The organism is Carnobacterium sp. FSL E2-0243 (assembly GCF_038003605.1).
Taxonomy (GTDB): domain Bacteria; phylum Bacillota; class Bacilli; order Lactobacillales; family Carnobacteriaceae; genus Carnobacterium; species Carnobacterium maltaromaticum.
In genome coordinates this window covers 3,016,892-3,038,799 of record NZ_JBBOPM010000001.1, presented here as the reverse complement: position 1 = coordinate 3,038,799, position 21,908 = coordinate 3,016,892, and the positions used below count along the sequence as shown (strand labels likewise).

At 34.7% G+C, this 21,908-nt stretch carries 18 protein-coding genes and 1 other annotated feature; of the genes, 11 read left to right on the top strand and 7 right to left on the bottom strand.

Features of this window, described 5'->3' with window-relative positions; translation table 11 throughout:
• The first annotated feature begins 39 nt into the window (after positions 1-39).
• Both MHI00_RS14410 and MHI00_RS14405 read left to right on the top strand, forming a co-directional pair.
• Complete coding sequence (locus tag MHI00_RS14410) at positions 40-417, top strand: OsmC family protein (protein ID WP_010050205.1); 378 nt, start codon at positions 40-42, stop codon at positions 415-417.
• Between the two features lie 221 nt (positions 418-638).
• A complete protein-coding gene (locus MHI00_RS14405) occupies positions 639-839 on the top strand; it encodes a cold-shock protein (protein ID WP_010050206.1) in 201 nt (66 codons plus the stop codon).
• A gap of 114 nt (positions 840-953) precedes the next feature.
• On the opposite strand, the gene MHI00_RS14400 is transcribed toward MHI00_RS14405, so the two are convergent.
• Entirely contained in the window at positions 954-1,406 is a 453-nt protein-coding gene (locus tag MHI00_RS14400; protein ID WP_010050049.1) for a MarR family winged helix-turn-helix transcriptional regulator, read from the bottom strand.
• 187 nt (positions 1,407-1,593) lie between these two features.
• Here MHI00_RS14400 and MHI00_RS14395 point away from each other — a divergent pair, with 187 nt between their 5' ends.
• Positions 1,594-3,240: an alpha-keto acid decarboxylase family protein gene (locus tag MHI00_RS14395; RefSeq protein WP_341114485.1), complete on the top strand. Its 1,647-nt coding sequence runs from the start codon at positions 1,594-1,596 to the stop codon at positions 3,238-3,240.
• Positions 3,241-3,278: 38 nt separating this feature from the next.
• On the opposite strand, the gene MHI00_RS14390 is transcribed toward MHI00_RS14395, so the two are convergent.
• Entirely contained in the window at positions 3,279-4,340 is a 1,062-nt protein-coding gene (locus MHI00_RS14390) for a GGDEF domain-containing protein (RefSeq protein WP_341114483.1), read from the bottom strand.
• A gap of 188 nt (positions 4,341-4,528) precedes the next feature.
• On the opposite strand from MHI00_RS14390, the gene MHI00_RS14385 reads away from it, so the two are divergent.
• From MHI00_RS14385 to MHI00_RS14370, 4 genes are all read left to right on the top strand, one after another.
• Complete coding sequence (locus MHI00_RS14385) at positions 4,529-5,278, top strand: acyl-[acyl-carrier-protein] thioesterase (protein WP_010050053.1); 750 nt, start codon at positions 4,529-4,531, stop codon at positions 5,276-5,278.
• Between the two features lie 42 nt (positions 5,279-5,320).
• On the top strand, positions 5,321-6,298 hold the full coding sequence (locus MHI00_RS14380) for a LacI family DNA-binding transcriptional regulator (RefSeq protein WP_317914733.1): 978 nt from the start codon (positions 5,321-5,323) through the stop codon (positions 6,296-6,298).
• Positions 6,299-6,506: 208 nt separating this feature from the next.
• Positions 6,507-7,943, top strand: coding sequence for a sucrose-specific PTS transporter subunit IIBC (locus MHI00_RS14375; protein ID WP_341114478.1), 1,437 nt, complete (start codon positions 6,507-6,509; stop codon positions 7,941-7,943).
• Between the two features lie 18 nt (positions 7,944-7,961).
• On the top strand, positions 7,962-9,467 hold the full coding sequence (locus MHI00_RS14370) for a glycoside hydrolase family 32 protein (protein WP_317914735.1): 1,506 nt from the start codon (positions 7,962-7,964) through the stop codon (positions 9,465-9,467).
• 24 nt (positions 9,468-9,491) lie between these two features.
• On the opposite strand, the gene MHI00_RS14365 is transcribed toward MHI00_RS14370, so the two are convergent.
• From MHI00_RS14365 to MHI00_RS14355, 3 genes are all read right to left on the bottom strand, one after another.
• A complete protein-coding gene (locus MHI00_RS14365) occupies positions 9,492-10,460 on the bottom strand; it encodes an asparaginase (protein WP_010050061.1) in 969 nt (322 codons plus the stop codon).
• A gap of 239 nt (positions 10,461-10,699) precedes the next feature.
• The gene (locus tag MHI00_RS14360; RefSeq protein ID WP_057001741.1) at positions 10,700-11,512 is read right to left on the bottom strand and encodes a homoserine O-acetyltransferase/O-succinyltransferase family protein; all 813 of its coding nucleotides are present in this window, start codon (positions 11,510-11,512) and stop codon (positions 10,700-10,702) included.
• Between the two features lie 141 nt (positions 11,513-11,653).
• Positions 11,654-12,943, bottom strand: coding sequence for an O-acetylhomoserine aminocarboxypropyltransferase/cysteine synthase family protein (locus tag MHI00_RS14355; protein WP_087114929.1), 1,290 nt, complete (start codon positions 12,941-12,943; stop codon positions 11,654-11,656).
• A 108-nt stretch (positions 12,944-13,051) separates the two neighbouring features.
• Positions 13,052-13,322 (bottom strand) — a binding site (T-box leader).
• Positions 13,323-13,518: 196 nt separating this feature from the next.
• Here MHI00_RS14355 and MHI00_RS14350 point away from each other — a divergent pair.
• Positions 13,519-14,970, top strand: a complete 1,452-nt coding sequence (locus MHI00_RS14350) for a DEAD/DEAH box helicase (RefSeq protein WP_341114475.1) — start codon at positions 13,519-13,521, stop codon at positions 14,968-14,970.
• Between the two features lie 62 nt (positions 14,971-15,032).
• Here the strand turns inward: MHI00_RS14350 and MHI00_RS14345 are convergent, their stop codons facing one another.
• Positions 15,033-16,661, bottom strand: a complete 1,629-nt coding sequence (locus MHI00_RS14345; protein WP_010050066.1) for an ABC-F family ATP-binding cassette domain-containing protein — start codon at positions 16,659-16,661, stop codon at positions 15,033-15,035.
• A 397-nt stretch (positions 16,662-17,058) separates the two neighbouring features.
• On the opposite strand from MHI00_RS14345, the gene MHI00_RS14340 reads away from it, so the two are divergent.
• Entirely contained in the window at positions 17,059-17,988 is a 930-nt protein-coding gene (locus tag MHI00_RS14340; RefSeq protein ID WP_056999414.1) for a phosphate/phosphite/phosphonate ABC transporter substrate-binding protein, read from the top strand.
• Positions 17,989-18,060: 72 nt separating this feature from the next.
• Positions 18,061-19,557 carry a metallophosphoesterase gene (locus MHI00_RS14335; RefSeq protein ID WP_229252537.1) on the top strand — a complete coding sequence of 499 codons (1,497 nt, stop codon included), beginning with the start codon at positions 18,061-18,063 and terminating at the stop codon, positions 19,555-19,557.
• A 66-nt stretch (positions 19,558-19,623) separates the two neighbouring features.
• On the opposite strand, the gene MHI00_RS14330 is transcribed toward MHI00_RS14335, so the two are convergent.
• Complete coding sequence (locus MHI00_RS14330; protein ID WP_035064615.1) at positions 19,624-20,658, bottom strand: hypothetical protein; 1,035 nt, start codon at positions 20,656-20,658, stop codon at positions 19,624-19,626.
• A gap of 194 nt (positions 20,659-20,852) precedes the next feature.
• Between MHI00_RS14330 and MHI00_RS14325 the strand changes: the two genes are divergently transcribed.
• Positions 20,853-21,887 carry an extracellular solute-binding protein gene (locus MHI00_RS14325; RefSeq protein ID WP_015075485.1) on the top strand — a complete coding sequence of 345 codons (1,035 nt, stop codon included), beginning with the start codon at positions 20,853-20,855 and terminating at the stop codon, positions 21,885-21,887.
• Positions 21,888-21,908 lie beyond the last annotated feature (21 nt).

Here is a 21,908-nt window from a genome sequence, read left to right as displayed (position 1 = left end):
ATAAGTAAACTAAAGATAGAGAGAAAGGGGTTGGAAAAGTTGGAATTAATTGAAGATGAGAATGGTCTCGAGTTAGTGCATAGAAATGGGAATTGGGTACTAAAGAAAGAAGTGGGGTTTTCACCAGTCCAAACAATGGTAGCAAGTGTGGCAGCATGCAGCACATATGTGTATCAAAGTGTTTTAGAAAATTCCAATATTGCGTACCAACTTCATGGAGTTGAATTTGATTATGAAACTGCATCAGAAGGAACTGTTCATCCAGTGACAAAAATAAATATTCAATTTAAGGTGACGATTGATGAAGGAGCAAGAGAGCGAGCAACTCGCGGTTTGAAATTAATCGCCAAACATTGCCCAGTCATCCAATCCTTGTCTGATTCTGTTGTTGTTGAAGAGATTTTAGTTTTTAGTTAAAAAAAAGACAATAAATGAGTTATTTAGTCGATTTTAAAAAGAATTTGTAAAATAATGAAAGAATAGTAGAGTATTGTTTGCATATTTAAGAAATCCATGTTATAGTTAGTTTATTGATTTTTGTATCGGATTATTTTGGTTTTTGTTGTTTTATGAACTTCTTCCAAGTGCCATTCAAGAACTATAAAAAATTTAGCAACATCACAAGGAGGAAACATATTATGACAAAAGGTAACGTAAAATGGTTTAACGCAGAAAAAGGATTCGGTTTTATTGAAAGTGAAGACGGCGGAGACGTATTCGTACACTTTTCAGCTATCCAAGGAGACGGATTCAAATCTTTAGACGAAGGTCAAGCTGTTGAGTTTGATACTGAAGAAGGCAACCGTGGACCACAAGCTGTAAACGTAACTAAAGCTTAATTTTAATTAATTATGTTTATTCAAAACTTAGACAGAAATGTCTAAGTTTTTTTTATTTGAATTGAACTAAAAAGCTTCACACCTTTTGTAAAAATGGGTGTGAAGCTTTTTTTATTAAATTTGATCAATTAAAGGAATGCCTGTCTCTTTTGCATAAAGTGTCATGACTTTTGTCCAGTTTGTTCCTAATGGGTCACCAGATTCTTTAAATAATAATTTCATCTTGTCATTCTGAGCTTGGCTAATTTGCTGATCAATAGCTAATCCAGATTCAGTAAGGTAAATTTTTTTGCTGCGTTTATCGGTTTCATGAGATTTTTTCTCAATCCATCCTAATTCGGTTAGTTCTTGCATTGGACGATTCAATGCTTGTTTGGATATATCTAATACAATTAAAAGCTCTTTAATTGTTAACCCTGGAAAACGATGAACAAAAAATAAAATTCGGCGGTGTACTTTTGTAATGCCGTATTTTCCGACTAATTCATCAGAAGTTTTACTAAATGCTCGATAGGCAAAATAAAAAAGTGCCAAATTTTTATCAAAATTAATATCTTCTTGCTCCATTGAAATTCCCCCCTATGGCTTTAAAAGTAAAACCGATTATTCATGATGTTAGTATAGCACAATTATTGTTATAAAAAAATAAATAGGTCAATCTTGTTGACTTATTTTCTTGAGAGGTTTATACTACAAAACGTAAAGCAGATAAAGTGAGTTTCAAGGATACAAAATTAGTAGTAGGAGGATTTTTATGTACACTGTTGGAAATTATTTGTTAGACCGATTGACTGAATTAGGAATTAGAGATATTTTTGGAGTTCCTGGGGATTATAATTTGAAATTTTTAGATCATGTAATGACTCATAAAGAACTTAATTGGATCGGAAATGCCAATGAGCTAAATGCGGCTTATGCAGCAGATGGATACGCTCGAACAAAAGGAATAGCAGCGTTAGTGACAACATTTGGAGTTGGCGAATTAAGTGCAGCTAATGGAACAGCAGGGAGTTATGCTGAAAAAGTTCCTGTAGTTCAAATTGTTGGAACTCCTACAACGGCTGTTCAAAATAGTCATAAATTAGTTCATCATACCTTAGGGGATGGTCGTTTTGATCACTTTGAAAAAATGCAGACAGAAATTAATGGAGCGATTGCTCACTTAACAGCTGATAATGCCCTAGCTGAAATTGATCGAGTTTTGCGGATTGCAGTTACTGAAAGATGCCCAGTTTATATTAATTTAGCAATTGATGTAGCTGAGGTAGTAGCTGAAAAACCACTTAAACCTTTAATGGAAGAATCCAAAAAAGTGGAAGAGGAAACAACTTTAGTCTTAAATAAAATTGAAAAAGCGTTACAAGATTCTAAAAATCCAGTAGTTTTAATTGGAAATGAAATTGCAAGTTTTCATCTAGAGAGCGCATTGGCCGATTTTGTCAAAAAATTTAATTTACCTGTGACTGTTTTGCCTTTTGGCAAAGGTGGTTTTGATGAAGAAGATGCGCATTTCATTGGCGTTTATACAGGCGCACCTACGGCTGAAAGCATTAAAGAACGCCTTGAAAAAGCCGATTTAATTTTAATTATAGGAGCGAAATTAACAGATTCAGCTACAGCTGGTTTTAGCTATGATTTTGAAGATAGACAAGTGATCTCTGTGGGCAGCGATGAAGTTTCTTTTTATGGTGAAATAATGAAGCCTGTTGCCTTTGCTCAATTTGTGAATGGGTTAAATTCTTTGAATTATCTAGGTTATACAGGTGAAATTAAACAAGTTGAAAGAGTAGCGGATATAGAAGCAAAAGCTTCAAATTTAACTCAAAATAATTTTTGGAAATTCGTCGAAAAATATTTAAGCAATGGGGATACTTTAGTTGCAGAACAAGGAACCTCTTTTTTTGGAGCATCATTAGTTCCTTTAAAATCTAAAATGAAATTTATTGGTCAACCATTGTGGGGATCGATAGGATATACTTTCCCTGCTATGTTAGGTAGCCAAATTGCCAATCCTGCAAGTCGTCATTTATTGTTTATTGGGGATGGTTCCTTGCAACTGACAATTCAAGAGTTAGGTATGACATTTAGAGAAAAATTAACTCCAATTGTATTTGTAATCAATAATGATGGTTATACAGTTGAACGAGAAATTCATGGTCCTAATGAGCTTTATAATGATATTCCTATGTGGGATTATCAAAATTTACCTTATGTATTTGGTGGAAATAAAGGAAATGTTGCGACCTATAAAGTCACTACTGAAGAAGAATTAGTGGCAGCTATGAGCCAAGCTCGTCAAGATACAACTCGATTACAATGGATTGAAGTTGTTATGGGAAAACAAGATTCACCTGATTTATTAGTTCAGTTAGGGAAAGTCTTTGCTAAACAAAATTCATAATTGGACAAACTATTAAAAAATCAAAAAGTAGCTCGCATTTATGACGAGGTGCTTTTTGATTTTTTATCTATATAGAGTTCAATATCGGCTTGGCGATAAAGCTCATCGATAGTTTGTGAGGGTTTCGATGAACTGCTACCAATTGAAGTTGAAATTCGAAGAACAAATTGATTATCTAATTGGATAGTTAGTTGGCTAATTTGCTGCTTAATTTTAGCTTTTGTTTCTATGATAGCTTTATTTGAAAGTGCTGATGGGATAACAAGTACAAATTCATCTCCGCCAATGCGATAAACTTTATGTTGAGGAAAGGAAGCGTTAAGTAAAGAACTAGATACTTTTTTTAAGATAAGATCGCCAATGTCATGTCCATAAGTATCATTAAAATGTTTAAAATTATTAATGTCTAAAAGAAATATCGTAACTAATTTTTCTTGTTTAAAAAGAGCAGTTAAATCTTTATCAAATGAGTAGCGATTGAATACACTAGTTAAATAATCATATTTTGAAACAGATTCATAATGCAAAAAGGCTTCTTTCTCTGTTTCGATATCTTTTGAAAATTGATAACTAATAAGCATTCCTAATAAATTGTATATAATAAAGACTAGGATAATCGGAGTATTATTCTGGTAAGGTGAGTGAATAAGAAAATTAAGGATAACTAAAACAATGCTACTAGTAAAAATAAATGTGAGACGTAAATAAACTTTTTTATCCTGTACCCAGGAGCTAATAAAATATTGGCTTAACCCGATTAAACAGTAAGTGAGACAGATTCCAATAATCGGTGGTGAAAGTCCATAAAAAAGACGTGAGATTCCAATAATAACTCCAGCAATCAGGGGTGTTATGCCACCGTATGAAAAACTAGCCATTACAAGTGGAACTAAACGGATATCAATTAAGAAACTATCTTGGTAAGAGATTGAAAAATTCATTAGAATGATTCCTGTAATCCCACTCCCAAGTCCCATAACTAATTTATGTATCAAAGGTGATTGATGAGTTAAAAGAGTTTTTGAAATTTTAGATAATAAGTACGCGCTGCTGATTAGGATGGAGAGATTGGCAAGGACTTCTTTAACCATTTGTAACATGTAGATCCTCCTTAATTGATTAACAATGATTTAATAGTAACATAACGATGGTAGTTATTTAAAGCTTGGATGGAACTTATTTTAAAAGTAACTAAAAAAAAGTATTAAATTAGAGAGTAAAAGGCTCTTTTTTGTCAGAATTGTGATACTCTTAAGAGAGCTTAAAATTATGAAAAGAGGTTACTAGTATGAGTGGTTTAATTTACGAACAAAAACATAGAATTAAGTATTACGAGTGTGATGCGACTAAAAAAATTAGTGTACCAATGCTATTAAATATTATGCTCTATGTTTCAGGAAAACAAGGTAAACTTTTAAATGTTGGTGATGATGTGGTTGCACAACATGGTTTATCCTGGATTATTTTGCAGACAGAGATTAATGTAGAGCGTTTGCCAAAGGCTAATGAAGAAATTACTGTGGTCACTCAGCCTCAATCTTACAATAAGTTTTTTACCTATCGTGAATTTAAAGTTTATGATGAAGCGGGAGAGTTATGTGTAACAACTCATTGTACCTTTGCTATGATGGATTTTAATAAACGAAAAATGGTTCGAATTGTAGACGAATTAGTTGCCCCTTATGAGGTAGAAGCAACGAAAAAATTGGTTCGCACGCCGAAGCCAGAAATTGTAGATCAAGAAGCGGCTAAAACAATTGATTATCGCGTACGATATTTAGATATTGATGCGAATCAGCATGTTAATAATGCGAAGTATTTAGATTGGTTCTTAGATTCACTGGGGCTTGAGTTTATTAAAAATCATGAGCTAAAAAGTATTAATGTCAAATATGAAAAAGAAGTGTCTTATGGAAATTGGGTTCAATGTGAAGTGAGTCAAAAAGTACAAGAAGATGGTCGGATTTTGACTGCTCATCAAATTAATAATGATGGAATTCCGTCATGTGAGGCGAGTATGACTTGGCTTCCTCTTTAAGTAGTGGGTTTTTTCTAAAAATATAAAAGGTGCTGACAATCAATGGTTACAATAAATGATATTGCACGATTGGCTGGGGTAGCTAAGAGTACAGTTTCCCGTTATTTGAATGGTGGATCTGTTAGTGCAAAAACAAAGGCTAAGATTGATAAAATTGTAGCAGAGACTGGGTATAAACCAAATACATTTGCTCAAAGCCTCAAAGCTAAGAATACTGCCATGATAGGAACTATTGTTCCTCGTTTAGATTCCTATGCTACGACCCAAGGCTTAAAAGGGATTGATGAACAATTACGTGCTGTAGATTATCAGTTGTTGATTACAAATAGCAATCAAGATATCCAAAGGGAAATTGAAGCTATTTATGCTTACGCAAAGCAAAAAGTAGCGGGAATCATTTTATTTGCAACAGTTATTACAGATGAGCACCGCAAAGCGATTGATTCTAGCAAAGTTCCAGTCATTATCTTAGGTCAACAAGCTGATGGGTATCACAGTATTGTTCATGATGATTATCAAGCAGGTTATATGCTAGGGAAATACGCAGTTAGTTTAGGTCACCGGATTTTTACCTATTTTGGGGTATTTGAAGATGATATTGCTGTTGGACAAAAACGTAAGCAAGGGATCTTAGATGGGATTAAACCTAATGGGAAAATAAAGATTATTGAAACAACCTTTGCAATTGAGGCCGCATACCAAAAAGCGTTAAAAAGTCTTCCTAAGATGGAATCTAGCTATGTAATATGCGCAACAGATAATATTGCACTAGGTGTTTTAAAAGCGGCACATGAATTGAAAATGGTCATACCAGATCAATTTTCGTTATCTGGTTTCGGAGATTATGATGTAACGACAGCGGTTTTCCCAATGATTACAACGATTAAATTTCCTTACTATCAATCAGGTGTAATAGCTGCAGAAAATCTTTATCAACTTATTGAAGGGGAAAAGATTCCAGAAATCATTAAATTAGATAATCAATTAGTTGAACGCGAATCAACAAAAAGACTTAAATAATCCAAAATAGGCTAATTAGGCGGGGCCTCCTAATTAGTCTATTTTAGGTTGAAACAATTAAGAAGAAAAAAATTCTTGACAATGTAAACGAAATCATTTATTCTAAAAATAGAAACCGGTTCCAAATCCAACGTTGATTTGGTTAGGTTAAAAAATTTTTAGAATGAAAAGGAACCGGTTCCTTTAAAATTAAAAGGAGGTATTTAAAGTGAATTATAAAGAAATTGCACAAGATCTTTTAGTTAATCTAGGTGGAAAAGAAAATATTGTAGCAGCAACCCATTGTGCTACCAGATTACGTTTAGTGTTACAGGACGAAACAAAAATAAATCAGATAGAAATTGAGAATAACGCTAGTGTTAAAGGGACTTTTTCCACAGGTGGCCAGTATCAAATTATTTTAGGCAGTGGAGTTGTGGACGAAGTTTATAAGGAGTTTGTGCAGCTAGCGAATATTGAGTCAATGTCTACTCAAGACGTAAAAAACTTAGGAACAAAAAAATTAAACCCAATCCAACAATTTGTTAAAGTGTTATCAGATATTTTTATTCCAATTATTCCAGCGATTGTTGCTTGTGGATTAATGATGGGAATCAATAATGTACTTACAGCTGAAGATTTATTTATCAGTGGCAACTCTTTAATTGGAGCTTATCCACAAATGGCAGGTTTAGCTAGCATGATTAATACATTCTCCAATGCGGCCTATGTCTTTTTGCCTGTTTTAATTGGTTTTTCTGCAGCTCAGAAGTTTGGCGGAAATGCTTATTTAGGAGCAGTGCTAGGAATGTTAATGGTACATCCCGATTTATTAACAGCTTTTAGTTATCCACAAGCGGTAGCAGAAAATAGTGTCCCTTATTGGAATGTATTTGGATTACACATTGCTCAAGTGGGCTATCAAAATACAGTCCTCCCGATTTTAGTTGCAACGTATATTTTGGCAAAAATAGAAAAATTATGTCATAAAGTAATTCCAACAGTTTTAGATAATTTACTAACGCCATTATTCACTTTATTTATAACAGCCTTTTTAACCTTTACAGTTGTGGGTCCGATTACTCGAACAGCTGGAGATATGCTGACTAATGGATTAGTCTGGTTATATGATTCAACTGGTTTTATTGGAGGCGGAATCATAGGGCTATTTTATGCACCGCTTGTGATTACTGGAATGCATCATAGTTTTATTGCAGTAGAAACACAATTATTAGCTGATATTGCAAAAACTGGCGGAACATTTATCTTTCCAATAGCATCCATGTCAAATGTAGCACAAGGGGCAGCCTGTTTAGCAATGATCTTTATTACTAAAAATAGTAAAACAAAAAGTTTGGCAACAGCTTCCTCTATTTCAGCGTATCTAGGCATTACAGAACCTGCTATGTTTGGTGTGAATTTGAAATTAAGGTATCCCTTTTATGCAGCTATGATCGGTTCTGCTATTGGTAGTGCATATGTAACCTTCTTTAAAGTTAAGGCAGTTGCTTTAGGCGCTACAGGGTTACCAGGTATTATCGCCATTACACCTGGCTATATGACTTATTTTATTATAGGGATTATAATGACAACAATTTTAACGTTTGTCCTAACGTATATTTTTAGTATACGTGGAGCCAAATTAACTATAAATCAATCAGAGTAGATAAATAGGAGAAGATAAATGAAGGAATGGACACGAAAAGAAAGATACCGAAAAATTGAAGAAGTATCGCCAGAATATTTGGTAAATTTGGCTAATCAAGTTGAGAAGTCAGTTTATAGGCAGACGTATCATATTCAACCACCAACAGGTTTATTAAATGATCCAAATGGCTTTAGTTACTTTAATGGTCAATGGCATTTATTTTATCAATGGTTTCCTTTAGGTCCTGTTCATGGGTTAAAGTATTGGTATCATGTTGTTTCAGACGATTTAGTTCACTGGGAAAATTGTGGTGTTGGAATTAGTCCTAGCACTAAGTATGATTCTCATGGTGCGTACTCAGGAAGTGGTTTGGTTGACAAAAACCAGTTACACTTAATGTATACAGGAAATACACGATCTAAGAACTGGAGCCGGACACCGCACCAATTAATGGCAATTATGGATAAGAGTGGACAAATAAAAAAAATCAAAGAGCCTGTCATTGAAGGAATTCCAGAGGGTTATACAGATAATTTTAGAGATCCTAAAATGTGGAAACACGAGGGGTATTATTATGCCATTATCGGTGCAGAAAGAAAGAATCATACTGGGACTGCACTTGTGTATCAATCAGAAAATTTAACAGATTGGGTGTTGCTAGGTGAGTTTAATCCTCAGGTCCAAGATTTTGGCTTTATGTGGGAATGTCCAGATTTTTTTGAATTAGATGGTAGTCCTTGTTTTTTATTTTCTCCACAGGGTATAGAGCCTACTGGGGATTCCTATCAAAATATCTATCAAACTGGATATTTTCTGGGGACAAAATTTAATTATGAAACATTGCGACTAGAACATAATGGATTTCATGAACTCGACTTAGGTTTTGATTTCTATGCTGCTCAAACAACAATTGCACCTGATGGGCGTCGTATTTTGATTGCGTGGATGGGATTACCTGAAATTAAGTATCCTAGTGATCAAGATGGTTGGGCACACTGCTTAACGATTCCACGGGAGTTGTCCGTTCTGGAAGGACAATTAATTCAAAGACCAATTACAGAGCTAACCGCACTAAGAGGAGCACATGTAAAACACCAAGACTCACAATACGGAAGAGTACATTTAGGAAATCTATTAGGAACAAGCTACGAAGTGAAAATAAAGCTACGTGTGGAAGAAAAAACAAAATTTGGGCTTTGTTTATTTGAAGATCCGATAACAAATAAAGGGTTGTATTTAGAAGTTGATTTAAATAAAGGGAAATTTAAAGTAGAGCGGAAAGATTGTGGGATTCCTTTTGCTACAGAATACGGAACATCGCGACAAATGAAGTATAATAAAAAAGAAATTAGTCTGCATATATTTGTAGATACAACATCGGTTGAGATTTTTGTGAATGATGGATTAGCTGTATTTACTACAAGAGTTTTTCCAGAAAATCAACAAATTGGAATTGGGTTATTTGTTGAAAAAGGCCTAATGGAATATGAATTAGAAGGATGGAAATTAAATAAAATGGATATAAAAAGTACGGAGAAATAAAACTCCGTACTTTTTCGTTTTTTTTTAGTAAAAGTAGCGTTCCAATTCATCATGCTCATTGGTACTATTTAAGGCGACTAATAATTTAATTCGAGCTTTTGGCCCAGTTAAACCATTAGTAAAAATTACACCCATCTCTCTCAAACGTTTTCCGCCACCTTCATAATCATAGACATCTTGTGCAACACCGTTGAAACAGCGGGAAACTAATACGATTGGGATATTACGTGCAACGAGTTTTGATAAGCCCGAAAGAGTTGCTGGAGGTAAATTACCAGCTCCAAGAGCTTCAACGACCAGTCCATCAGTTGTAGGATTATCAAGTGCATCAAAAATCGTACTATCCATTCCTGCATAAGCTTTTAATAAATAAACATTTTTATCAACAGAAGTTAAATCAAATTTTTCTTCCTCAATTAATTCTTGGAAAAACAAGACTTTATTTTTAGCAATCAAGCCAATTGGGCCAAAAGTTGGTGTGCGAAAAGTAGCAACATTGGTTGTATGAGTTTTGGTTACATAGCGTGCTGTATGAATTTCATCATTCATTACGACTAAGACACCCTTATCTTTAGCCTCATCAGAAGTGGCCACCCAAACCGCACTCTGGAAGTTATAAAGGCCATCTGACCCAATCTCATTGCTAGAACGCATAGCTCCAGTCATAACGATAGGAATATGTTGTTCTAAGGTAATATCTAGGAAATATGCTGTTTCTTCTAACGTATCTGTCCCATGAGTAATGATGACACCATCAATTGCTTCAGAAAGAACCGCCTGTTCAATTCTATTTTTTAACTGTAGCATTTCTGTCGGAGTCATATGTGGAGAAGGACGTTGGAAGATATCTTCAACAATTAAATGAGCTTCCTTTTCAAATAAATGACCTTGAGTTAATAAAGGATTTTCAGAATTTGGAGCAACTTTCCCTGTTGTTTGATCCTCGCTCATTGCGATGGTTCCACCAGTGTGTAAAACTAAAATATTCTTCAAGAAAGTACCTCCTAATAATAAAAAGTTCGTTGAGCTGTTTAGGCCTGGCAGAAAAATAGGGAATTCCAAGAAAAGTGTTAATTTACTTTTTTTTTAAGAATTCATCTATTTTTCGAAGGGCTAGCTCAAAAGAACTAGCCTAGATAAAAAGTTCGTTGAGTCGGCTAAATACTCAATCATCTCGATACTATTTTATCACAAATTAAGGAAGGAATCTCACTTTGAAAAAATATAGTTAGTTAGTTTAGTTTCTTAGTTCGTATGAATTCCATCCAATTTTTAAACAAATTTTTTCCATGCTCATTCCAAGTATTGATAGGTGTATTTAAAGGATTATTTCCTGGGAAATAATATAAGGGTAAAATTGGTTTAGTTAAAGTTTGTACATCACGTAGGTATTCTTTTTCTAAGGTTTCTGTAGCATATTCAGGATGACCAAAAACATAAGTTTCTAAGCCATTATAATTTGTAGCTAAATAGAGACCTGCGGCATCGGATTGAGCTACAGGAATCAATTCAGGATGCTGGCTAACTAGACAGGAATCAACAGTTGTGTTGCGGGAGTGAGGTGCATGAAAATCAGTTTTAGTAGTATTTGCTAACCAGTGTTCAGCTACACAAAAACGATGCTGAAAAATGCCGACTAATTTAGTGGGTAAGTGAATTTTTGGTATTTGATAATACTCATATAAGGCGGCTTGAGCTCCCCAACAAATAAAGAGAGAGTGAGTGTGAGTCGCTTTTAAATAAGTAAAAATAGTCTTCAATTCAAGCCAGTAATCAACGTGTTCAAAAGGCAATTGTTCAACGGGAGCACCAGTAATAATAAAGCCATCAAATAGTTGGTCCCGGACATCATCAAAAGTAAGGTAATTTTCTTGTAAGTCATCGGGAATAGCTTTAGCTTGATAGTGTGTTTTAGGGTAAAGCAAAGTAATTTCAACTTTAAATAGGTTGTTTTGACTTAATAAGGATGCCAATTGAGTAGCGGTTGCTTCTTTAGTCGGCATTAAGTTTAAAATAGCAATGGAAAGAATTGGTTTAGAACTCATATAAATTCCTCCTTAATAAAAAGCTCGTTGAGCCGGTTAGCTCCGGTAAGAAAATAGGAAAAATTGATAGGACGCTTTTTGTCCTCTCGAATTTTTATCTTTTTCTCGAGGAGTTGGTTCATAAGAGCTGGCCTTAATTAGTTAATGAACAGTCTGAAATGCCTGAGCTAAATCCTGAATAATATCATGTGTGTCTTCAATTCCAACCGATAATCGAATTAAATCTTCTGTTACTCCACTCTCAAGTAATTGTTCCGAATTTAATTGGCGATGAGTCGAACTTTCTGGATGTAAAATGGAGGTACGAATATCAGCACAATGAATGACTAATTGAATGAAGTTAAGGTGATTAATAAATTGTTTAGCAGCCGAGGCGCCACCTTTAATTCCGAATGTAACCATCCCACTAGCTCCATTTGGCAAGTACTTTTGTGCTAATGGATAATGGGAATCTGTTTCTAATCCAGGATAGCGAACAAATGAAACGTCTTTTTGTTCTTGAAGCCACTTAGCAACTGCTAGGGCATTTTCTGAATGTTTTTTGGAGCGTAAGACCAAGGTTTCAGAACCAAGATTGCTCAAATAAGCATTGAAAGGACTTTGAATATTGCCTAAGTCGCGTACTAATTGAACTCTGAGCTTTGTTGCATAAGCTGCTTGCCCAAAATCAGCCACATAGCGTACGCCGTGATAGCTATCATCAGGTAAAACTAACTCGTCAAATTTACCATTATCCCAATTGAAATTCCCACCATCAATGACAATGCCTCCCAGTGCAGTAGCATGTCCGTCAATGTATTTCGTTGTAGAATGAACCACAATATTTGCACCATGCTTTAAAGGATTACATAAAGCGGGTCCAGTTAAAGAACTATCGATGATTAATGGCAAATCAAGTATTTTACAAATGGAATGAAATTTTTCAAAATCAAAAACATTTAAGCCCGGATTAGCAATCGTTTCCCCAAAAACTAATTTTGTATTCTGATCAGCTAAAGCAATAATCTCTTCAGGAGACGCATCCTGATCGAAAAAGCGAGTAGTAATCCCAAATTTTGGTAACGTAACAGCAAATAAATTGGTTGTTCCACCATAAATTGTTTTGGAGCTTAAGATATTATCACCAGCTTTAGCGATATTTAGAATGCTGTTAAAAATTGCAGCCATGCCAGAAGAAGTAGCGACAGCTGCAACACCATCCTCTAGTAAAGCAATTTTTTCTTCAAAAACAGCAACAGTTGGATTACTGATACGAGAATATAGATGTCCTTCAGCAGATAAATCAAAAAGAGCAGCGACATCCTCAGCCTGTTCATAAGCAAATGTTGTACTTTGATAAAGTGGTAAAACTCGAGGTTCCCCATTCTTTGGTTGATAAGTCCCTTGTACAGCCAATGTTCCTTTTCCGTATGCTTGTCTTGCTTTTGTCATGTGTAATTCCTCCTTTATGAAATAAAAAGTTTGTTGAGTTGTTTAGCTCCGACAGAAAAAGTAGCAAAAAAAGCACTCGCCCTTTACCAAATCCCAATTAAGGGATTGATAAAGGACGAGCGCGATAGATATCGAGTCGTGTTACCACCTTTTATTTGTTTATTTTTCACAAAATAAACCTCTTCAAGTACCGTGCTTAAGTTAGCAAGAGACTCTATCGCTATAACAGGCGAACCCTGTAGGATTTAAAGACAAAACTAGTCGTTCAATCACTAAAACTCCGAGGCCATGTTCATTAATTTGTGAATTGCCTTTTTACACCAAAACAAGGCTCTCTAAGAATTCATCCATTAATTACTTTTCTCATCACGGTTTTATATTTTCTTTGATTGTTCCTATCATAAATGATAAAAAATAAAAATGCAAGAATTAAATGAAAAAAAACTCATCTAAATTAAATCTAATTCTCATAATAAGGGTTAAGAGGACTAAATTGTTATTTTTATAGTTAAATCAAACTATCAAGGCAGTTATCATGCTATAATGAAGGAATCAAAGAACTGGAAGAGGTTATTATGGGAAAAAAAGAATTTGCAGATTATGGCATTGGCGAAGATGTACTAAAAGCTTTAAATGGTTTAGGTTATTTTCAACCAACAAAAGTTCAAGAGGAAGTAATTCCTGTGGCTTTGGCAGATATGGATGTGATTGTAACTTCACAGACTGGGAGTGGTAAAACGGCTAGTTTTGGTATTCCATTATGTGAAAAAATCCTTTGGGAAGAAAATCGACCACAAGCATTGGTTTTAGTTCCAACGCGTGAATTGGCTTTGCAAGTAAATGAAGATATTGCAAATATTGGACGTTTTCGTCGTATAAAAGCGACATCTGTTTTTGGTAAAGCATCTTTTGAGCGTCAAAAATCAGAGTTAAAACAAAAAAGTCATATTGTTGTAGGAACACCTGGGCGTGTTTTAGATCATTTGAAAAAAGGAACGTTTCCTGTGGATAAACTCGAATATTTAATTCTAGATGAAGCAGATGAAATGTTAAATATGGGCTTTATTGACCAAGTCGAAGAAATAATTGGCTTCTTACCAAAAGAGCGTCAAACCTTACTATTTTCGGCAACTATGCCAGTAGAGGTGGAACGTTTAGCCAGTCACTATATGAAGGACGAAGCAGTATCAATTAAGATTGAAACCACAGAAGATTCAAAACCTAAAATTTTAAAATCATTTTTAATGGTATCTGGGGATAAAAAAATGCCAACCTTGTTAGACTTATTAACAGTGGAAAACCCAGATAGTTGTATTGTTTTCTGTAATCGTCAAGAAACAGTGAATAATGTCTATGAATACCTAAATAAAGCTGGTTTACCTGTGGATAAACTTCATGGAGGTATGATTCAAGAAGATCGTTTTGATGTAATGGATGATTTTAGAAAAGGAAAATTCCGTTATTTAGTGGCTACGGATGTTGCTGCTCGCGGAATTGATGTGGATAACATTACTCATGTAGTCAACTACGATGTACCTGTGGAAAAAGAAAGTTTTGTTCACCGAATTGGTCGAACAGGTCGAGCTGGAAAAACCGGCGTAGCTTTAACTTTAGTTGAGCCTTATGAAAAAGAGCGTTGGGCTGAAATTAAAAGGTACAGTGCTTCAGATGTTAGCGAAATTACGGCGCCAAGTGCACGTTTTGTTTTACGTCATAAACCAGCCTTTGAAAAGAAAATTTCTGAACGTCCGCGTTTAAAAAAAGATAAAGGCACAGTTTTAAGCCAAGATATTACGAAGCTGTATTTTAATGGTGGAAAGAAGAAAAAAATTCGGGCGATTGATTTCGTTGGGACAATTTCTAAAATACCTGGCATTCAGGCTGATGATATTGGGATTATTACAATCGGAGACCAAGGTAGTTATGTTGAAATTTTAAATGGCAAAGGGCCTTTGGTTTTAAATGCAATGAAAACGAAAAATGTTAAGGGGAAAACTCTTAAAGTAAATATCGCACGTCGCAAATAAGTTATATCCAAATAAAAAAAGTGTGGTTTCAAGTTCGTAAACTTGAAACCACACTTTTTAAATTAGTTTGCGTATAATTTTGCTACTTGTTCTTGAACGTTTTTATCTTCCAAGAAATCATCGTAAGTTGTATCAGCACGATCTACTACACCATTAGGTGAAACTTCGATAATGCGATTTGCAATTGTTTGGATAAACTGATGATCATGAGAACCAAATAGTAAAGCACCTTTGAAAGCAATCAAGCCATCATTTAAAGCTGTAATTGACTCTAAGTCTAAATGGTTTGTTGGATCATCAAGAACCAAAACATTTGATTTACTTAACATCATTTTAGAAAGCATACAACGAACTTTTTCTCCACCTGAAAGGACAGATACTTTTTTCATCACATCTTCACCAGAGAATAACATACGGCCTAAGAAACTACGTAAGAAAGTATTGTCACTTTCTTCTTTTGAAGCAAATTGGCGTAACCAATCAACAACGGTTAAGTCGCCTTTTTCAAATTCAGCCGTATTATCTTTTGGTAAATAAGATTGAGTAGTAGTGACACCCCACTTAACGCTACCAGAATCAGGTTCCATTTCGCCCATGATAATTTTAAACAATGTTGTAATCGCAATATCATGTTGGCTGATAAATGCTGTTTTATCTTCACGGTTTAACGAGAAGCTGATATTGTCTAAAATTTTCACGCCATCAATTGTTTTAGAAACATTTTCGACACGAATTAAATCATTTCCAATTTCACGATCAGGTGTAAATCCAACGAATGGATAACGACGAGAAGATGGTTGAATATCATCAAGTGTAATTTTTTCAAGCATTTTTTTACGAGACGTTGCTTGTTTTGATTTAGAGGCATTTGCACTAAATCGCGCAATAAAGTCTTGTAATTCTTTAATTTGTTCTTCTTTTTTAGAATTAGAGTCATTTGCTAAACGTGAAGCTAATTGACTTGATTCTAACCAGAAATCGTAGTTCCCAACGTAAAGTTTGATCTTACCAAAATCAACATCGGCCATATGCGTACACACTTTGTTTAAGAAATGACGGTCATGGGAAACAACAATAACAGTATTAGAGAAATTAATTAAAAATTCTTCTAACCATTCAATTGATTGTTTATCCAATCCATTGGTAGGCTCATCTAGTAGTAATACATCAGGTTTACCGAATAAAGCTTGAGCTAAAAGCACTTTAACTTTTTGACCACCAGTTAATTCGCTCATTGTTTTTTGTTGAAGACTTTCATCAATGCCAAGACCTTGCAGTAAAACAGCCGCTTCTGGTTCAGCTTCCCAACCATCTAATTCAGCAAATTCGCCTTCAAGTTCAGCAGCGCGAATACCATCTTCATCAGTAAATTCTTCTTTCATGTAGATAGCATCTTTTTCTTTCATGATATCGTATAAACGTTTATGGCCCATAATAACCGTTTCTAAAACGCCAAATTCTTCATAATCAAAATGGTTTTGTTTTAAGAAGGTTAAACGCTCACCAGATGACATTGAAATATCACCGGTAGTTGGTTGGATGTCGCCAGATAAAATTTTAAGGAACGTTGATTTACCTGCGCCATTTGCGCCGATAAGTCCATAACAGTTGCCAGGAGTGAATTTGATATTTACATCTTCAAATAAATTTCTATCTGAAAATAACAGACTTACATTACTAACTGTAATCATTTGATTTTTTACCTCTATTCTATAGTATATCTAAATCATTTTAACATAAATTCGGGTTAAATGCGATGTTATAAGTCTTTTTCTGAAAAGAATGTGAGAAAATTGTGGCACTCAGGATAAAGAAAGTAATTGGCAAGATAACGGATTTGGTTGTGTAAGGTTGATTATAAGGTAACAGTACTATCTTTTATTGTTACGGATTGAAGTATTTATAATAAGTTGCGTACTTTCAATTAAGTTACAAATTTCTAATTTGAGCATTAAACCAACAATGTGTTTGCAAAAAGCGGTTTTTGTTCGGTTATTTACCTCTATTTTACATAAATAACGTTGTAAACAAGATGTTATTCTATTATACTAGAATAAGGCACATAAAAAAACTTGGAGGGTACTTAAAATGAAATTTGTTAAAAATGGTTTTTTGCTTGTTTTTGGATTGGTTTTAGTCGTAAGTTTAGCAGCATGTGGATCGAAAAAAGAGTCTGGAGCGAAAGAAGAGAGCTACACTCCAAAAGAATTAACCGTTCAATTTGTTCCAACTATTGAGGCAAACACGATTGAAGCGAAAGCTAAACCGTTAGAAAAGTTGTTATCTGATGAACTCGGAATACCTGTGAAAGTAACTGTATCAACAGATTATAATACAATTATAGAAGCAATGGCTTCAAAACAAACAGATGTAGGGATTATGCCGCCGAATGCATATGTTTTAGGTCATGAGCAAGAAGCAGCTGATGCGATTTTACAAGCACAACGCTTTGCTATTAAACAACCTGGTGGTGAAACGTCAACAGAATTAGCAGATGGCTATCGAGCAATGATTGTTGTGAAAAAGGGTAGTCCGATTAAGAACTTAAAAGATTTAAAAGGGAAGAAAATTGCAGCTCAAGATGTTGTTTCGGCTAGTGGGTATGTTTTTCCTGTAGCTGAAATGCAAAAAGCTGGAATCAATGTTGATAAAGAGATTCAATTTGCAACAGTTAAGGGAATCGATGCTGGCTTAATGGCTGTTTTAGATGGTAGCGTGGATGCAGCATTTAGTTTTGAGGATGGGCGTAATTTATTGAAGAAGGATTTACCAGATGTATTTGATAAATTAGATGCGATGTATTTTACAGAGGCTAAAATACCAAATGATGCGATTGCAGTACGACCAGATTTAAGTGATAAGTGGAAAACAAAAGTTCAAGATGCTTTTGTAGCCATTGGGAAATCTGATAAAGGCCGTGAATTAATCAGTTCGTTATATGCTCATGAAGGTTATGTACCTGCTGACGATAGTAGTTTTGATATTGTTCGTGAATATGCAAAAGAGGTTGGACAATAATAAATAAACGAATTAAGAGAGGCTGAGACCGAGGTCTTAGTCTTTCTCATTTTAGAATGAAAAGGTGACGATATGGAAGTAACTTTACTGGTAACAAGTGATATTCATGGCTATATTCGGGGTACAAATGAGTTGACTGGAGAAGCAACAGCCGATGGTTTTGCTCGTGTTGCAACCTATATAAAGAAGCGCAAAAAAATAGATCCAAACCTAATTCTAATTGAAAATGGCGATTTTTTAGAAGGATCTATGTTAGCTAATACTTTAGCAACGCATCAAGATAAATGGAGTATCCATCCTTTTATCCAGCTAGTGAATCAACTCAATTATGACAGTACTGTACCTGGAAATCATGAATTTAACTATGGAATAAATTATTTGAAAAAGGCTTTAAAGGGATTAAATGCACCTTATTTAGCTGCAAATATTGTTTTAGAGAATGGCGAAACTTGTTGGGAAGCCTATCAAATTGTGGAACGCAAGGGGATTCGAATCGCTATAGTTGGACTAGTAACTTCTTATGTAACGAGATGGGAAAAGGTTGAAAATATTAAAGGACTGCGCTTTTTAGATCCAATTTTAACAGCCAAAAAATGGGTCCCTTTTATTCAAGAGACAGAACAGCCAGACTTAATTGTGCTAGCCTATCATGGAGGATTAGAACGTGATTTAGTGACAGGTGAAGCGACAGAATATATGACTGGAGAAAATGTTGGGTACCGATTAGCTACTGAAATTCCTGGAATAAACGGAGTCATTACTGGGCATCAGCACCGGACCTTAGCCGGAGCAGTAAATGGGGTTCCTTTACTTCAGCCTGGGACACGCGGAGCAAGTATTGGCGAAATGATTTTTGAGCTTCAACAAAAAGAGCAGAAATGGCATGTGAAAAGTGCTAAAGCCCAAACCATTTCGTTGGCTTCTGAAAAAGAAGATACCGCTGTCTTAAAAGAGATTGAAGAATGGGAGCATTTAAGTGCTAATGATCGAAAAAAACCAATTATAAAAGGGTTAGATTCGGTTGAACCAGATGCTTATCAGTTTTTGCACAAAGTTCAAAAAGTTGCCTCAAGACGTAAAATATCAGTTGTCTCCCTTGTGAAAAGTTCAGTTGGTTCAACGGCTTTAACGATGGAGATGATTCTTGAAAATTATACATTTCCTTGTACATTTGCGATTCTCCGTTTTACAGGACAGGAATTAAAACATTTGCTAATTAAAGGAAGAGACTATTACCAATTGAACCAAGCGGGCCGATTATCGCCTTATAAATTAGGGCGAGATGAGCAAACAGAAAATGAATTGATTGATGGATTAACCTATCGTTTCTATTTTGATTCAAAATCGGATTCCTATTTAGTCGAATTAGTTGATGTAGCAGATGATGAGCTGATTGAGTTAAGCTTTAACCATTATTTGGGTGCTCTGAATGGAGAACGTGTGATTGGAATGGAAAAAATCATACAAGAAATAATGATTTATATGCCTGATTTAATTCGTGAGTATCAATTAGAAGAGTGTGTAGCGATTCCGGTCCATGGTCAAGGATTTTATCCGGAGATTAGCTAAATAGACATGAAAAAAGAACGAACTGACTATCCATCCATGATAGTCAGTTCGTTCTTTTTTTTAGACTTAGTGAATCAACTCTGTAAACAAATAAAGTATACAGGCATTATTTGTTAAGACATGTAGTTGATTTCGGTAATATAAGGTTCGATCATAAACGCGCCATTTAGTAAAATCCATCTTTATTTGTAAAATAGGCTGGTCATTTAATTGAGCAGTTAATTTGTGATGCTTTTCTTTTATATAAATTGTATTTAACGAAAAAGGCGGTTGTTGATTAAGCTCAGACAAGGCTGCCTTGACAGTTAATGATTTCGAGCGATACTGCTTTTCTTTTTTTAATTGACGATTTAAAGGATTAAAAGAAAATAAGAGCCCTTCATCAATTAACGGTTTTGTCATTTCTAAAGATAAGGGTAATTCTTCAATGGAAACATGTTCTTTGTAGGTTAATTCATTGGCCGCCTGAACTTTTTCCAAAATAATTTGTTTTTCATGCAAATGAAAGAAACAGATATAGTCAGCTTTTTCCAGATGTGCACCGAATTGAATCAGATCGTTACGACTCCATTCTGAACGGCTAGCATACTGATTTGTTAATTGATAAATAGATGGAGCGACTTCATCTGCTGTATGGTCAGTAAACCGTTTGGTATTATCGTATTCATAAAGACCATTAGCTCCACAAGCTAGTGCCATACGTCCGTTTTTAGCAATATTAATTTGGAGCACAGGCAGATCCCATAATTTTTTTTTAGTGGCTTTTAATTGTGCTAGTGAATAACTGTAAAAGCCGGTTGAATCAGAAAAATAGAGTTGGTGATTAAAGATAGCAGTGTCTATTGGAGCTTCTTCGAAAGCCAAACTCCTTTCTAAATAAGGGGTAAGATCCTTTAAGTCAAACTGCATAGCCTCAGAAGGACGAGGTTCAAAATAGACAGGACGTTCAATTTCATTCAAGGCAAGCATCCAGTTGTTCCAATTATAAATAGCTAGCTGATTGGTTTCTAACCATAAATAAAGTTTTCCACTATATAATTGTGAGTCATAAAAGGTACCATTAATTGTTATTTTAGTTGTAAGTATGTGCTCTTTTTCCATAAGTGTCACCCTTTCCCCACTAAACTTGTTCTTTCCTCTATTTTAGCATTGAATACGTTAAAAGTGGGCTTTTTTATTGTAAAAGAATAAAAAAGGTAGAACTTTTCTAAACTAGACAAATCTGTTCTAAATTAGCATTGAAAGCGCTTTTTATCATGCTATACTGATTTTATTATGAAAGAGGAGGAGTTAAAATGAAAAAGTTTGTCAGTTTAATGGTTGTATTAACAGTTGCTCTAGTAGGATTATCCGCTTGTGGGAGCGGTGAGAAGACAAAAGGAACAAATAAAAAAGAAGAAAATACATTAATTGTCTATTCGCCAAATAGTGAGGATATCGTCAATACATTAATTCCAATGTTTGAAAAAGAAACGGGAATTAAAGTTGAATTGGTTTCAGCAGGTACTGGAGAGTTATTGAAACGAATTTCTTCTGAGAAGGAAAACCCGTATGCTGATGTGATGTTTGGGGGCTTAAATAAATCTAAATTAACTAATGAAGATTTATTTGAAAAATATACGTCTAAAAATGATAAAGATATGATCGAAGGTCATCAAAATATTGCTGGAGTATTAACACCTTATATTACTGATGGCAGTAATATTTTAATTAATACTGATTTAATTGGGGATATAAAAATTGAAGGTTATGAAGATTTATTAAATGCACAACTTAAAGGCAAGATTGCAGCTGCCGATCCAGCCAGTTCTAGTTCTGGTTTTGCACAATTGACGAATATGCTTTTGGCAATGGGTGGCGATTATGAATCAGATAAAGGCTGGGATTATGTGGGTAGTTTAATTAAGAATTTGGATGGAAAAGTTGCAAATGGATCTGGTGCTGTGCACAAAGGAGTTGCAGATGGTGAATTTGTTGTTGGATTAACTTATGAAGATCCATCAGCTAGCTATATCCGTGATGGTGCTCCAGTTAAGATTGTCTATCCTAAAGAAGGTGCTGTTTATCTAGATGCTGCTTTAGCGATTATTAAAGATGCAAAACACAAAGAAAATGCTGAAAAATTTATTGATTTTATGACATCAAAAGAAGCACAAGACATTTTTGGCGAGGAATTGACAAATCGTCCGTTACGAAAAGATGCGGCATTAGGGAATCATATGGTCCCAATGAAAGACATTAAAATCCTTACAGAAGATGAAGATTATGTGCAAAAAAACAAAGATAAAATCGTAAACCAATACACAGATTTATTTACAGAATTACAATAAGAAAATTGTAGGAGGCGAGAT